Raw genomic sequence first — 14677 nt, 5'->3', positions numbered from 1 at the left:
GCGCTCCTAGCAGTCAGGGTGTCCCGAGGAACAGGTAGAAATTGGAATAGCCGCCGATCGAGCCGGCATTCGAGTAGCCGTAACCCAGGTAGACCGGACCAAAAGGTGTTTCGCCGCCAAGATAAACGGCTGCGCCGGGAATCCAGCCTTTCAGCTCGGTTTCGGTGAACGGCCTGCCGACCTTGGCGGTTTCCAGGGCGGCTCCCAGGCGCAGGTCACCGCGCAGGCCAAGCGGCAGGCGGCCGATGATGCGCTCGGCGCGGATGCTGCCGTAGCTCATATCGTCGCCCTTCAGCTGCCCGACGGCAAAGGCCGTCATGTTGAGCATGCCGCCGAGTTGTCCGAGATCGTAGACCGGGAGCTCTCCGACCGGCGAGCCCTGATACGACAGGCGGCTGGCCAGCACCCAGTCGCCGACGCTCAGGTAGCCGCTGGCACCGGCGTCGAGCCTGCTGAAGCCGCTGGCTGGTGAGTCGAAGTATTTGACGCTGCTGGACCAGCCATTGGTTGGAAAGTAGATGCGGTCGGTCTGGTCGAAATCGAGTCCGGCAAACCAGCCGCCAAAGGTCTTCGACTCCGCCGGCAGGAATGGTGCGCCTGTCTGGATCGTGGCTTTTCGCCAGTTCTCCTGCCAGCCGAGGCGCGCCTGGCCGAGCAGCCCGACGTTGATGCCCGCCGCTACCTGGGCGGCGCTTTGGCTGAGGGCGTATTCGGCGAGTTGGTCGTTGTTCTGGTAAATGCCGGTCGATGTGCTCTGATAGTTGACGTTGGCCTCGACGAAGTAACGCTGGCGTGCGTCAATGGGTTGGTAAAAGTCGGCGCCAATCCCGGTTGTTGACCCGATCTGCACATAACCGAGGAATTCGCCGCCCAGGCTATTGAGCCAGGTTTTCTGATAGGCAGCGCGAATGGCGTAGGTGGAGTCGGTCTGGAAGTTGCTTTCGAGGTTGATGCCAAAGCGCAGGTAATCAGGGCCCCAGCTTTTCTCCATCGGCGTCACACGCAGGATTTCGCGGTTACGCAGGGTGTCGTCCAGCGCATAATCGACCTGCTGGTAGTAGCCGTCGCCATAGGCGCGCATCAGATCGGCATCGAGTTTCACCGGGTCGACGGTGTCGCCCGGCTTGATCTGCAGGTAGCGCTCGACGACTGCCGGGTTGACCAGCTTGAGTCCGGCGATCTGCACCTCGTTAATGCGCGGTGCGGGGCGCATCGGCGGCTGAACCTGGGCGACCCAGGCGGCGTAAGCGGTTTCGCTGACCGCCAGCGTGCGCAGGCGATCGGCGACCGCCTCGGTTGCGGCAACGCCGCGATCAGCCGTTTCCGAACTGCGCTTGAAGTCGCCCGCCGTGATCCCCTCGAGATCGGGCTTGATGTAGATGTCGGTCGGCTTGAGCGTCGCCAGCGAACGGGTGACATTCTGTTCGGTGAGGATGTTGACCATTTGTGCCGAAACGCTCAGCAGGCCGCTGATATCTTCGGCCTTGAGCAGTGGTGAGCCGACGTTGACGGCGATGATGATGTCGGCCTGGCAGCGGGCACGCGCTTCGTCGATCGGCACGTTGTCGACCAGGCCGCCGTCGACCAGTTTCTTGCCATCGGCTTCGACTGGCGCCATCAGGCCGGGAACCGACATGCTGGCGCGCATCGCTTGCGACAGGCTGCCCCGACGGAAGACCACTTTCTCGCCGCCGACGATATCGGTGGCAATGATTGACAGTGGTAGCGGCAGGGTCTCGATTTCACGTTCGCCAAGATAGTCGCGAACCAGGGTATTGAAAAACAGCTTGATCTTCTGACCCATGACGATGCCGGGTTGCCCGTTCACGCCTTGCGGACCGACACCCGTTTCCGAACCCGGCAGGAAGCGCTTGTCGTACACTTTTTTTCGGAAGTTCTGCTGGTCCAGTGGTGGATCGTCGCGGAACAGGTCATCCCAGTCGGCTTCAGCCAGCTTGCTGCGCATGGTTGCCGGACTCAGGCCGCTGGCGTAGACGCCTGCGACCAGGGCTCCCATGCTGGTGCCGGCGACACAGTCGACCGGCACGCGCAGTTTTTCAAGGACTTCGAGGACGCCGATATGTGCCGCGCCGCGCGCACCGCCACCGCCGAGGACCAGGCCAACGCGCGGCCTGGCCAGTTCGCTGGCGGCCGTTTGCGCGGCAACACCGCCGGCAAAAAGAAGGATTCCGGCGGCGAAGGCCATGCGTCCCAGCCTGACTGCCACGGTCGATTCGAACACGCTTGTACTCACTCCAAACTCCTTGTTTTGATACCCGGTCGACCAAACGCTTGCCGCGAGTCGAAGGCTGCGCGTGCCCCCGTCGCCACGCGGTTGACGCGGCATTTACTGTTTCAGCGGCTCGACGCGAAGGTGGCCGACACCGCCCCGGGTGGCGTGACGGCCAGCAAATTACTGCAGAGCGGTCATCGGCAGCGAGTCGAGAATGGTCAACGCGGCGTGCGCATTCTCGGCTGCATCGCGGCCCAGGCTGGTGAGATAACCGCCATCGACCTGCGTCAGCAGGCCTTTGGCGTGTAGCCGCTCGGCGGCAGCGATGACTTCGGGTGCTGCGGCCTTGTGGATTTTCAGGCCTTGCTGCGGGCTTGCCAGGTCAAAGCGGGCCAGGATGTTCAGTTCATTGACCAGATCGGGCGTGAAGGGCATGGCAAGTCCTCGTTTGGTTACGGCGCGGTTGCGCTTGGGGGCTACATTCTAACGGTCATAGCATGTCGCGACACCATTGACAATCGAAGTCGTGACCGTTTCCCTCGCTGGCGGCGTACATTCCGGCTTGCACGCCGGAATTGTTCGACCGGCAGGGAGCATACTCCCTGAATTCCCCGTCTCACTCCCCTGGCCCTTCTCCCGCGAGTGGAGAAGGGAGGTTCGTGAGTCGCGGGCGCGACTTCCAGGGAAAGGCGACCTGGATGCCTCACTCTCAGGAACTGCATGAGAGCGTCGAGCAGCCGGCTTTATGGCGTGCCCAGTCGGGGCGTCGGGCGCTGAAAGCTGCGCGTCCCGGCTGCTCGTCGAAAGGGTGGCGCAGGACTTCGAGCAGTTCATGGATCCTCTGCGTGTCTCCCTGTTCGGCGCGCTCGATGGCCTGTTGCGCCAGGTAATTGCGCAGTACGAAGCGTGGGTTGGCCTGATTCATGGTGGCCATGCGGCGCTCTGCCGGCTGCCCGTCGTGGCGCAGGCGAGCGCTATAGCGCAGCAGCCAGCGCGCCAGGTCGGGTGCAAATTGCTGGCGGAGATCGTCACGGTAGAAAGCTTCACGCAAGGCTTCGGGGTCCGCTTGGCCGATGTCGAGCTGCGCCAGCTGGCGGAAGAACCCGGTCATGTCGATCTCGGCCAGGCGCATCAGTTCGAACAGGTCGGCGAGCAGCTCGCCATCGTCCGGTGTCCAGCTGCGCAATCCCAGCTTGGCGGCAAAAGCCGTACAGAACTCGGCCGAATAGACTTCGTCGTAACGATCGATAGCCGCTGCCAGCTCTGCGACTGGCGCCGATCTTGTCGGCTTCTCTGCCTTCGGCAGCAACGGAAGCAGCGCGTCGGCGAGTCGTTCGAGGTTCCAGCGGGCGATTTCGGGCTGGCGGGCAAAGCAGTAGCGGCGGCTCGAGGCATCGGTGGTGTTTGGCGTCCAGCCGGGGTCGAAGTTGTCGACCCAGCCGTAGGGGCCGTAGTCGATGGTCAGGCCGAGGATGGACATGTTGTCGGTATTCATGACCCCGTGGACAAAGCCGACGCGTAGCCAGTGAGCCATCAGGCGGGCGGTGCGCTCGCAGACTTCGTGGAACCACGCCCCCAGCTTTTGTTCGCGTGTGCCCACCAGCGCGGGGAAGTCGCGGGCAATGGTGAAGTCGACCAGGCGCTGCAGCAGTGCGTGCTCGCCGCGCGCCGCCAGCAGCTCGAAATGCCCGAAGCGAGTAAACGAGGGCGCCACGCGGCAGACGATGGCTCCGGGCTCGGCGATCGGATGGCCATCGTAGAACATGTCGCGGACGACGTTCTCACCGCTGCCAACCAGACTCAGCGCGCGCGTCGTCGGCACGCCGAGGTGATGCATTGCCTCGCTGCACAGGAACTCGCGGATCGACGAGCGCAAGACCGCGCGCCCGTCGGCGCGGCGGGCGTACGGTGTCGGGCCGGCGCCTTTGAGTTGCAGTTCGAAACGCTGCCCGCGCCGATTGACCGTTTCACCGAGCAGGATCGCCCGGCCGTCGCCGAGCTGCCCGGCCCATTGCCCGAACTGATGACCGCCGTAACAGCTTGCATAGCCAAGCATGCCAGGCAGCAAGCGGTTACCGGAAAGGGCGCCGAGCATCGCCGGCGAGGCCATGTCCTGGTCGTCGAGATCAAGGTCGGCGGCCACTTCGCGCGAATGGGCGAGCAGCGTCGGTGCCGCGACCGGTGTCGGGGTGACCGGCGACCAGCAGGCGCCAAAGACTTGCCGCGGCTGGTTGCGCTGTTCGCTATCGCCCGGCAGTTCGCGAACGAAGCGGTTATCGAAGTTCAGCATGAGCGCTGCCATAGGCACTTGCCAAGCCGGTACGGTGGCGGCGATGGCGCATCCAGAATCGACGCCTCACCTTCGCCCATCATCAGCCCTGGCGAACCAGGTCGACGATCTGGGCGCTGTCCAGCGTGCGTGCGCGGGCCTGCATCTCGGGCAGATAGCGGCTCTGCAGGCCCTTGGCTTCAGCGAGCACGTTGTCGAAGCTTGCGCGCAGCATCTCGCTGGAGAAGCTGCGACCGCCGGCATAGTAGCGTCTGGCGACGTGGCCGAGGGCGTAGGTGCTGGCAAAGCTCATTCCCGAGCTCACCGCCTGCTTGCCCAGGCCGCGCAGGAAGCCACCGCCGACCTTGCCGAGCAGGCCGCCAAGCAGCTTGCGTCCGGCCTGTTCGAGATACTGGGAAGTCAGACCGACGCCGAGGGTGGCGAGGAAGTCCTTGATATGCCCGCGGTCGAGCTCGAAACCGTAGGACTTGCCGACGCGGTACACGAGTTTCATTTGCAGCGGAATGATGGCCATCGTCGACAGCGACTCGGGCAGCAGTTCAAGCGCGCCGTTGAGGATCGAGGCCTTGAGAATGGCCTGGTCCATCTCGGCTTCGCTCATCGTCGAGGCGTAGCCGGCAGCCACTGCCTCAGGTACCACGACGGTCCGGGGCGTGTCCGCGGTCGTCGGCGCTGCGCTGTCGCTGGCTGTCGCCACTGGCAGTGCGGCGACGGCTTCCGCCTGCTGGCTGTAGGCACTGGCCTGCTGCTGGTCAAGCGCCAGGGCGCCGCGCAGCTCTTCGAGAAAGGCCTTTTCGGCAGTCGATTGCAGGCCATCGGAGTCGCACACACAGACCGCCATTTCAAAAGCCAGTTGTTGCGTCTCGGGGGTAGTCAGCGCTGCCGCGGCCGATGCTATCGTTACCCGTTTGAGCAGGACATCCTGATAGAGCGCTGCGATATTGATCGATCCCTCGCCGGCCAGGGCGTCGGCGATGCGCTTGATCTCGGCACGTTCGCTTTCGTTCTTGCCGCCGTCGGCAAAAGCGGCCATCAGGCTGAGGGTGAGGATTGCTTGTTGCTGCTGCTCGTTCATGCGCGGTCTCTCTGATCAAGGTGGGAGGTGGGCGGTGGGCACGGCGAGTATCGACAAGTTCCGCGGCACAAGCAAGCGCTGCGCAGCGGTTTTTGGGGGTGGGAGCCGGTAGTCGCCTACGACCGCGATCAGCGCGACTCCTTGATCATTCGCGAATGCTTCGGCTGCACCGGTCGGGCGTTGTAGGGGTAGAGGCGCGAAAAGATCCGCAGTTGCTCGGGGGACAGCTGTTGCGTTTGTTTGAGCACCAGCCAGAGGACATCTTCGCTACAGGGGGGGGTGGTCAGGGACCCCATGTAGGTGTAGTAACTGCGGTCCTCGGGAATCAAGCTGGCGAGATCGATGCCCTGCTCGGGTGGTTGCACGTATTCGTTCTTTTCCAGGGGCAGGTTGTTCCATACACTCTGGATCAGCGGGTTTTCCAGGCCCTGTTCGAGGAGCACGGCGACGACGGCCAGATCGCCGTCCTCCGACTTGTGCACCAGGTGGATGACCATCTCGAAGGATTGACCGTCTACGCGTTCTTCGGACGGTCGGTGAAAATGGAACTGCACCAGATCGTAGGTCTTGCCGAGCAGGCCGATGTGGCTGCCGCCGACATCGACCTGTACCGTGTGGCCGTTGTCGATGACGCGAAATTGCGAGGGACGGTAGGTGAAGCGAATCGGCTCGAGATCGACGCGGAAACCGTCGCGGATATCGATCGGCGACTGCCGCTTGCCGTTGGCGCAGGTGGCGTAATCGGGCCGCAGCTTGCCCCAGTTTTCGGGCCGACCCTCCCCTTCGTAGGACCATGGAATCTGCGCGTGCGCGTAGGCGGCGAGGAGATCCTTGGATTCACCCATGCTGCTGCCTGCTGGCGAGCTGGCTGGGTGCTCGTCGGCGAGGCGTGTAGCAGCGACCTGCCTCGGCGGCCGGCGTGCGGCGGCCGTGGTCGATGCGGTGACTGTGGCGGCTGTGGTGGTGGATTGGCGGGCGGGAGCTCGCGTTTCTTCGGGCTCCGTCTTTTCCGCGGCGCGCGTGTTCAGGTTGGCTCGTTGCACTTCCTGGCGCACCAGGGCCTCGTTGGCCTTGCGTAGTTCGCCGGCGGCCGCGCTGACTTTCTCGGCGGTTTTTCTGGCCGCCTGGAGGGCGTCGTTTCCTGCTTTGGGTCGGCAGACTTCGCGCAGCAGCTTATCGTCGAGCATGCCAGTACGCACGGGCATTTCGACCTGCACCTTGACCTCCTCTGCACGCAGTAGTTCACCTTCGACCTTGAAGTAGCGTCGTTGCAGAGTGCTGTAGCTGCGCGTCGCGCAGTCGTAACGGTTGACGGCTTCGACGATGCGGTAGGACGAAGAGGTTCTCGGATCAACGATAGGCTTGTCGAGGACGATTCGCCCGCGTGCTTCGGTCTTGCCCTGATCGACTTTCTTGATGCTGGCTCGGTCGAGCTCGACGCGCCGGCCCGGTTCGTCGGAAATGAGCTGCCAGCTTGCGGAAGCCGCTACAGGCGCGATGGCCACGAGAGCCATGGCAAGAAGCCTGAGGTCTGAAAGCATGGGGAACTCCCTCAATTCGCGCTATGCATCACTGTGTTCACGGCCAATTCCGATGAAACTTTAGGCGATTTGGCGAGCTGGCAGGCAAAAAAAACCCTGGCGGGCCGTTTGGCGCCGCCAGGGTTTGCTTGCGTGAGGCTGGTGATCGACTACTTAGTGGCTGGCACCGGAAGCACCAAAGCCGGTCTGGGCACGTACGTACTGGTCTTCGAAAGCGTCACGTTCCTTGGCTGCCCGGGCGCTGCTGTCCGAGACCGAGAAGACGTAGGCCAGGAAGAAGGCGATGGGCATCGCGAACAGCGCCGGCTGCGTGTAGGGGAACAGCGGCGCTGCATTGTGCAGCACGTCGACCCATACCGCTTTCGAGAAGACGACGAAGAGGACCGCGGAAATGACGCCGCCGTAGCCGCCCCAAAGTGCGCCGCGAGTGGTCAGCCCCTTCCAGTACATCGAGAGAATCAGGACCGGGAAGTTGGCAGCGGCTGCGACACCGAAAGCCAGACCGACCATGAAGGCGATGTTCTGCTTCTCGAAGGCGATACCGAGGATGATGGCCAGGATGCCGAGGGCGATGGTCGCCATCCGCGAGACCTTGATCTCTTCCTTGTCGGTACATTCGCCTTTACGGATCACGCGCGCGTAGATGTCGTGCGCGATTGCCGAAGCGCCGGCCAGGGCCAGGCCCGAGACCACCGCCAGGATGGTGGCGAAGGCAACCGCCGCCAGGAAACCGAGCAGCATGTTGCCGCCGACGGCATGCGCCAGGTGCATGGCGACCATGTTGCCGCCACCGATCAGCGCGCCCTTGATGTCACCGCCTTCAAAGTACTCGGGGTTCTGACCGACCAGAAGAATGGCAACCAGGCCCATCAGGAAGATGACGTTGAAGAAGAAACCGGCTAAGCCGGAAGCGTAGAGCACCGACTTGCGGGCTTCCTTGGCGTTGCCGACGGTGAAGAAGCGCATCAGGATGTGCGGCAGACCAGCGGTACCGAACATCAGGCCAAGACCGAGGGAGAGCGCCGTCACCGGATCCGAGAGCAGGCTACCCGGTGCCATCAACGAGGCACCCTGCTTATGAACCGCCTGCGCTTTTTCGAGCAGGGTGGTCAGCGAAAAGCCGAACTGTGAGAAGCCGAGAATCAGCACCAGCGTACCGCCGAAGAGCAGCAGGCAGGCCTTGATGATCTGCACCCAGGTCGTCGCCACCATACCGCCAACGGTCACATAGACCATCATCAGGATGCCAACGGCGAAGATGGCGTAGTTGTACTCGAGGCCGAAAAGCAGCTTGATCAACTGCCCGGCGCCGACCATCTGGGCAATCAGGTAGAAGATCACCACCACCAGCGACGACAGCGCAGCCATCGTCCGCACGCTCGGGTCGAGACGGTAGGAGGTGATGTCCGAGAAGGTGAAGCGGCCCAGGTTACGCAGTCGTTCAGCCATCAGGAAGAGGATGATCGGCCAGCCGGCAAAGAACGCCATCATGTAGATGTAGGCGTCGTAGCCGCGGCTGAAAGTCATCGCCGTGAGACCGAGCAGGGTCGCCGCCGACATGTAGTCGCCGGCGATTGCCAAGCCGTTCTGGAAGCCGGTGATGCCACCGCCGGCGGTATAGAAGTCAGCGGTGGACTTGGTGCGGCCGGCTGCCCAGTAGGTGATGCCCATGGTCAGGGTCACGAAGATCAGGAACATGATGATCGCGTGCCAGTTGGTGGGCTGCGTCTTGATTTCGCCTTGCAGGGCGGGGCCTGCGGCCACCGCCAGGCCGGCGAAAGCGAGCAGGGCGAGTGCCGTTGTAAATCGCTTGCTCATTTTGTCTCCTTCTGTGCTTCTTTGATGATTTCGGCCGTCAGGTCGTCAAACTCGCCATTGGCGCGGCGGACGTAAAGGAAGGTCAGAAGCCAGAAAAAGACGAACATCACCATTTCGGCCGTATAGCCGATGGCCCACATCGACCCCTCGGCGATCGGTTGCCCGAGCATCTTGGGATTGAAGGCGACCAGCAAGAAGAAGCCGTAGAAAATAACCAGCACGATGGCTGACAAGGTCCAGGCGAAGCTCCCTCGCTTCTGAACCAGCTGGTCGAACTTCGGATTGCGCCGAATTCGATCGTATATAACACTACTCATTTGTACTTATCCTCCTTGTTTGTCTTGCGAAATAATTGTGAAACCAATTTTCCAGATGTTGACAAGACCACTCCCCTCGGGGCGTCGAATACTAACCTAGATCCCTGCGTGGTTCAATCCACTGCTCTACCGAGTGGTTTTTCCCGCGCAGTGGCTCTGCCGATGAAGGGGGCTGGCGCTGCCTTGCGCCAGACAGCGAAGTTGCAGTGTCCGTCGAGGTCGAGGAGGCGCTGCCGCGGCGTGCTTGGTTCGTGAGCAGCAAAGCTTCGCCGAAGCAGCTGCCATCCGACAGTCCCACGCAGCTGGCGGCCTTGCCGGTACGGCAGTTGCTGATGGTGATACTGCATTGCACAATGACTGGCGAAAAAAAAAGACTAGAATCGCGCAGAACAATATAAGCAAAAGCGTGCCGTCACGATAACGGCCGTGAATGCACCGGAGGAGACAATATGCCGGAAACTGCGTCGTCGCAAGCGCTGGATACCTTTCCGCGCTTGCTGTTGAAGCATGCCCAAGTGCGCGGCGGCAAGGTGGCCATGCGCGAGAAGGACCTCGGGATTTGGCAGTGCTGGACCTGGCAGAATGTTGCCGACGAGGTGCGCGCCCTGGCCTGCGGCCTTGTCGAAATGGGCTTCAAGCGGGGCGAGAGCGTGGCCATTGTCGGCGACAACCGGCCGCGCATGTACATGATGATGAGCGCCGTACAGTGCCTTGGCGGGGTGCCCTTGCCGCTCTACCAGGACGCCGTGGCCAACGAGATGCTTTTCGTTCTGGTCGACGCGGAAGTCCGCTTCCTGTTCGTCGAAGACCAGGAGCAGGTCGACAAGGTGCTCGAACTGCAGGAGCAGTTGCCGCAACTGCGCCACGTCTTCTACGACGATCCGCACGGCATGCGCCACTACACGCAGCCCTTCATCCACGATGTGCGCGAGCTGATGGAGATGGGGCGGATACACAACCGCAACCATCCCGATCTGCTGACCAGTGAGGTCGCCGCCGGCAGCACGAATGACGTCAGCGTCATGCTGTATACCTCGGGGACGACCGGCAGGCCAAAGGGGGTGTGCCTGACGCACCACGCCTTCATCAGCGCTGCCCGCGGTGGCGCCGATTTCGATCATCTGACGGCCGACGAAGACATTCTCTCCTACCTGCCGATGGCCTGGGTGGGCGACCATCTGTTTTCGTTTGCGCAGGCGATGATCACCGGTTTCACCATCAACTGCCCGGAGTCGGCCGAGACGGTGATGAACGATCTTCGCGAAATCGGCCCGACCTACTACTTTGCACCACCGCGCGTTTTCGAGAACCTGCTGACGCAGGTGATGATCCGCATGGAAGACGCCAGCGCCATCAAGCAGAAGATGTTCCACTACTTCATGGCCGTGGCGCGGCGCAGCGGTGCCGCGATTCTCGATGGCAAAGCGGTGTCCTTCGCTGATCGCGTGCTTTATGGACTGGGCAACTTCTTTGTTTTCGGGCCGCTGAAGAATGTCCTCGGACTGAGTCGCGTGCGCGTCGCCTATACCGCCGGCGCGGCGATCGGTCCCGACCTCTTCCGTTTCTACCGCTCGATCGGCATCAACCTCAAGCAGCTCTACGGGCAAACCGAAACCTGTGCCTACGTCTGTCTGCAACCCGACGGCGAGATCAAGTTCGACAGCGTTGGCAAGCCGGCACCCGGGGTCGAGGTGAAGATTGCCGACAACGGCGAAATCCTGGTCAAGGGTCCGATGTTGCTCAAGGAGTACTACAAGCGGCCGGACGCGACTGCCGAAGCGATCAATGCCGATGGCTATTTCATGACCGGTGACGCCGGCATGTTCGACGACGAGGGGCATCTCAAGATCATCGATCGCGCCAAGGATGTCGGCAAACTGGCCAACGGCGCCATGTTTGCGCCCAACTTCATTGAGAACAAGCTCAAGTTTTTCCCCTTCGTCAAGGAGGCGGTGGTTTTCGGCGATCGCCGCGAGATGGTCTGTGCGTTCATCAACATCGACATCGGCGCGGTTGGTAACTGGGCCGAGCGGCGCGGCATCGCCTATTCGGGCTATACCGATCTGGCCGCCAAGGTGGAGGTCTATGGGCTGATCCAGGAGTCGATCGAACAGGTGAATTCCGAGCTGCTTGGCGAAGGTCCGCTGGCCGATTCGCAGATTCATCGTTTCCTGATCCTGCACAAGGAGCTCGATCCCGATGATGACGAGTTGACGCGCACGCGCAAGGTGCGCCGCGGTTTCGTCGCCGAGAAGTACGGGGTATTGATCGACGCGCTCTACGCTGGCAAGGGCAGCCAGTTCATCGAAACGGCGGTGAAGTTCGAGGACGGGCGGCAAGGCAAGGTTGCCGCCGATTTGGTGATCCGGGATCTGAAAACCTTTGCTATTGCCGGGAGGGCCGCGTCATGAGTCGGCAGATCGGCGAGGTCGTTCTCGACCTGAAACAGGTTTCGCTGTCCTTCGGCGGCGTCAAGGCGCTGACCGACATCTCGTTTGATGTGCGCGAACACGAGATCCGGGCGATCATCGGCCCCAACGGTGCTGGCAAGAGTTCGATGCTCAATGTGATCAACGGCGTCTATCGGCCGCAGGAGGGCGAGATCATCCTGCGCGGTCAGCGGTTCACGAAAATGAACCCCTACAAGGCTGCCCAGGCCGGGATCTCGCGGACTTTCCAGAACATTGCCCTGTTCAAGGGAATGAATGTCATCGACAACCTGATGACCGGCCGCAACCTGAAAATCAGGAGCAACCTGATTCAACAGGCCTTCTGGTGGGGGCCGGCGCGACGCGAGGAGCTCGAGCATCGCGCCAAGGTTGAGGAGGTGATCGACTTCCTCGAAATCCAGCACATTCGCAAGACGCCGGTCGGACGACTGCCTTACGGTCTGCAAAAGCGCGTAGACCTCGGTCGCGCGCTGGCCATGGAGCCGAGCATCCTGCTGCTTGACGAGCCAATGGCCGGTATGAACGTCGAAGAAAAGCAGGACATGTGCCGCTTCATTCTCGACGTCAATGACCAGTTCGGGACGACCATCGTGCTCATCGAGCACGACATGGCGGTGGTGATGGATATCTCCGACCGGGTCGTCGTTCTCGACTACGGCAAGAAGATCGGTGACGGTGATCCGGACGCGGTCCGCAACAATCCGGACGTCATCAGCGCCTATCTTGGCGCCAGCCACTAACGGTCATGACCTGTCGAGAAACCCCAGATGATGAAAGGGATGACCGTCCCCCCTCTTCCCCCAGCCCTTCTCCCTCAGGGGCGAGAAGGGAGGTTTGTGAGTCGCCTACGCGACGTCCACGGTAAGGAGTGATGCGATGGGTTTCTTCCTGGAAACATTGATCGGTGGCCTGATGGCCGGCATGCTCTATTCGCTGGTGGCGCTCGGCTTCGTGCTGATTTTCAAGGCCTCCGGCGTGTTCAACTTCGCGCAGGGGGCGATGGTCTTGTTTGCCGCTCTGGCCATGGCCCGTTTTGCGGAGTGGATTCCGGGCTGGTTCGGCCTCGAGGGTTCGTACCTGGGAACCGCCGCAGCCTTCGTCGTCGCCGGGGCCTTGATGTTCGTGGTCGCCTGGTTGATCGAACGCCTGGTCTCTGCGCCATCTGGTCAATCAGGAGGGCGCGACGCTGCTGATGGCTACGCTGGGCATTGCCTATGTTCTCGAAGGCGTCGGCAGCAGCCTTTTCGGCAGCAGCATCTATACGATCGACGTCGGCATGCCCAAGGATCCGGTGTTTCTCTTCGAAGGGACTTTCGCAGGCGGCCTGCTGATCAACAAGGAGGATTTCATCGCCGCCTTGATCGCCGCCGTCCTGGTCGGCCTGCTAACCCTTTTCTTCCAGAAGACGACCACCGGGAGGGCCCTGCGGGCGGTGGCCGACGACCATCAGGCGGCACAATCGATCGGCATTCCATTGAATCGCATCTGGGTGATCGTCTGGTGCGTCGCCGGTCTGGTTGCCCTGGTCGCCGGCGTGATCTGGGGTTCGAAACTCGGGGTCCAGTTCTCGTTGTCGACGGTGGCCCTGCGGGCGCTGCCGGTGGTCATTCTCGGCGGCCTGACTTCGGTTCCCGGCGCCATCATCGGCGGCTTGATCATCGGTGTCGGCGAGAAACTCTCCGAGGTCTACATCGGGCCGATGGTTGGCGGCGGCATCGAGATCTGGTTTGCCTACGTACTGGCTCTGGTCTTTCTGCTGTTCAGGCCGCAAGGCCTGTTCGGTGAAAAGATCATCGACCGCGTCTAATCGGGGAGCAGGCAAGTGCTATATAGAGAAAACGGTCAGTTCAAGACTTCTTACGCCGCCGACCAGCAGATTTTTCCGATCACCCAGGACCGCTGGGCGATCATCGGCATCCTGGTGTTCGCCTTCGTCGCCGTCCCGCTGCTGGTCGACGAGTACATGTTCCGTGCCATCCTGATTCCCTTTGTAATCCTGTCGCTGGCCGCTCTCGGGGTCAATATCCTGGTCGGCTTCTGCGGGCAGATCACGCTCGGTGCCGGCGCCTTCATGGCCGTCGGGGCGTACGCGGCGTACAACTTCCACATTCGTGTCGAAGGCATGCCCTTGCTCGTGTCACTGCTGCTTGGCGGCCTGACTTCCGCCGCCGTGGGCATCGTCTTCGGGATCCCGAGTTTGCGTGTGCGCGGTCTTTATCTGGCGGTTGCCACCCTGGCGGCGCAGTTTTTCACCGACTGGGTTTTTCTACGCGTTCCCTGGTTTACGGACAATGCCTCATCGGGCTCGGTTTCGGTTTCCAACCTGCAGGTGATGGGCTGGCAGATCAACAACCCGCTCAACAAATATCTGTTTTGCCTGGCGATCCTGACCGTCTTCGCACTGATGGCAAAGAACATGACGCGTAGCGCCATCGGCCGGCAGTGGATGGCGATCCGTGACATGGATGTGGCTGCCGAAGTGATCGGAATTCGGCCGCTGTTTGCCAAGCTCTCGGCATTTGCCGTCAGTTCCTTCTTCGTCGGCACGGCCGGCGCGCTGTGGGGCTTCGTACACCTCGCCTCGTGGGAGCCGGCCGCCTTCTCGGTCGATCGTTCGTTCCAGTTGCTGTTCATGGTCATTATTGGTGGTCTCGGTTCGATCATGGGCAGTTTCTTCGGCGCGGCCTTCATCGTCGTTCTTCCGATCGCCCTTAATCAACTGCTGCCGGCGATCGGTGACCTGGTCGGCGTCGAAATATCGACCGCGGGCATCTCGCACGCCGAGTTGATCATCTTCGGCGGCCTGATCGTCTTCTTCCTGATCAAGGAGCCGCACGGCATAGCGCGCCTGTGGTCGACCGGCAAGGAAAAGCTGCGGCTCTGGCCATTCCCGCACTGATGCGCGGGGAGCGGGCCGCTTCACATTTGTAATGGAGTTTGTCGCAGTCGTAGG

Annotated in this window: 10 protein-coding genes and 1 pseudogene; 4 read left to right on the top strand and 7 right to left on the bottom strand. The window is 61.9% G+C overall.

Going from position 1 to position 14677, the window contains the following annotated elements; all coding sequences use genetic code 11:
- Nucleotides 1–13: 13 nt before the first annotated feature.
- From V5B40_RS15260 to V5B40_RS15230, 7 genes are all read right to left on the bottom strand, one after another.
- Nucleotides 14–2254 (bottom strand): patatin-like phospholipase family protein, encoded by a 2241-nt coding sequence (locus tag V5B40_RS15260; RefSeq protein WP_332355287.1) that lies wholly within the window; start codon nt 2252–2254, stop codon nt 14–16.
- A gap of 159 nt (nt 2255–2413) precedes the next feature.
- On the bottom strand, nt 2414–2668 hold the full coding sequence (locus V5B40_RS15255; RefSeq protein WP_169066500.1) for a TIGR02647 family protein: 255 nt from the start codon (nt 2666–2668) through the stop codon (nt 2414–2416).
- A 274-nt stretch (nt 2669–2942) separates the two neighbouring features.
- Entirely contained in the window at nt 2943–4523 is a 1581-nt protein-coding gene (locus tag V5B40_RS15250; protein WP_169066550.1) for a protein adenylyltransferase SelO, read from the bottom strand.
- Between the two features lie 82 nt (nt 4524–4605).
- A complete protein-coding gene (locus V5B40_RS15245; RefSeq protein ID WP_332355286.1) occupies nt 4606–5598 on the bottom strand; it encodes a YcjF family protein in 993 nt (330 codons plus the stop codon).
- 128 nt (nt 5599–5726) lie between these two features.
- Nucleotides 5727–7139, bottom strand: coding sequence for a carbonic anhydrase (locus V5B40_RS15240; protein ID WP_332355285.1), 1413 nt, complete (start codon nt 7137–7139; stop codon nt 5727–5729).
- 153 nt (nt 7140–7292) lie between these two features.
- On the bottom strand, nt 7293–8957 hold the full coding sequence (locus tag V5B40_RS15235) for a cation acetate symporter (protein ID WP_332355284.1): 1665 nt from the start codon (nt 8955–8957) through the stop codon (nt 7293–7295).
- The gene (locus V5B40_RS15230; RefSeq protein WP_169066503.1) at nt 8954–9274 is read right to left on the bottom strand and encodes a DUF485 domain-containing protein; all 321 of its coding nucleotides are present in this window, start codon (nt 9272–9274) and stop codon (nt 8954–8956) included. The genes V5B40_RS15235 and V5B40_RS15230 overlap by 4 nt, the downstream gene beginning before the upstream one ends.
- A 449-nt stretch (nt 9275–9723) precedes the next feature.
- Between V5B40_RS15230 and V5B40_RS15225 the strand changes: the two genes are divergently transcribed.
- The 4 genes and pseudogenes from V5B40_RS15225 to V5B40_RS15210 all read left to right on the top strand — a co-directional run bounded on the left by V5B40_RS15225 (nt 9724) and on the right by V5B40_RS15210 (nt 14623).
- The gene (locus tag V5B40_RS15225) at nt 9724–11685 is read left to right on the top strand and encodes an AMP-dependent synthetase/ligase (protein ID WP_332355283.1); all 1962 of its coding nucleotides are present in this window, start codon (nt 9724–9726) and stop codon (nt 11683–11685) included.
- Nucleotides 11682–12464: an ABC transporter ATP-binding protein gene (locus V5B40_RS15220; protein ID WP_169066505.1), complete on the top strand. Its 783-nt coding sequence runs from the start codon at nt 11682–11684 to the stop codon at nt 12462–12464. The genes V5B40_RS15225 and V5B40_RS15220 overlap by 4 nt, the downstream gene beginning before the upstream one ends.
- A 136-nt stretch (nt 12465–12600) precedes the next feature.
- Nucleotides 12601–13531, top strand: a pseudogene (locus V5B40_RS15215) (branched-chain amino acid ABC transporter permease).
- A 15-nt stretch (nt 13532–13546) separates the two neighbouring features.
- A complete protein-coding gene (locus V5B40_RS15210; RefSeq protein ID WP_169066507.1) occupies nt 13547–14623 on the top strand; it encodes a branched-chain amino acid ABC transporter permease in 1077 nt (358 codons plus the stop codon).
- Nucleotides 14624–14677: the final 54 nt, after the last annotated feature.

Source organism: Candidatus Accumulibacter meliphilus (assembly GCF_036625345.1).
Classification (GTDB): Bacteria; Pseudomonadota; Gammaproteobacteria; order Burkholderiales; family Rhodocyclaceae; genus Accumulibacter; species Accumulibacter meliphilus.
The sequence above is the reverse complement of the archived record's forward strand: the minus strand, read 5'-3'. Positions and strand labels throughout refer to the sequence as shown.

Excerpts from the sequence above, each read along its gene's own strand:
- V5B40_RS15250 (WP_169066550.1), bottom strand. The coding sequence starts at position 4,523 with ATGCTGAACTTCGATAACCGCTTCGTTCGCGAACTGCCGGGCGATAGC.
- V5B40_RS15240 (WP_332355285.1), bottom strand. The coding sequence starts at position 7,139 with ATGCTTTCAGACCTCAGGCTTCTTGCCATGGCTCTCGTGGCCATCGCG.
- V5B40_RS15225 (WP_332355283.1), top strand. The coding sequence starts at position 9,724 with ATGCCGGAAACTGCGTCGTCGCAAGCGCTGGATACCTTTCCGCGCTTG.
- V5B40_RS15255 (WP_169066500.1), bottom strand. The coding sequence starts at position 2,668 with ATGCCCTTCACGCCCGATCTGGTCAATGAACTGAACATCCTGGCCCGC.
- V5B40_RS15245 (WP_332355286.1), bottom strand. The coding sequence starts at position 5,598 with ATGAACGAGCAGCAGCAACAAGCAATCCTCACCCTCAGCCTGATGGCC.
- V5B40_RS15230 (WP_169066503.1), bottom strand. The coding sequence starts at position 9,274 with ATGAGTAGTGTTATATACGATCGAATTCGGCGCAATCCGAAGTTCGAC.
- V5B40_RS15220 (WP_169066505.1), top strand. The coding sequence starts at position 11,682 with ATGAGTCGGCAGATCGGCGAGGTCGTTCTCGACCTGAAACAGGTTTCG.
- V5B40_RS15235 (WP_332355284.1), bottom strand. The coding sequence starts at position 8,957 with ATGAGCAAGCGATTTACAACGGCACTCGCCCTGCTCGCTTTCGCCGGC.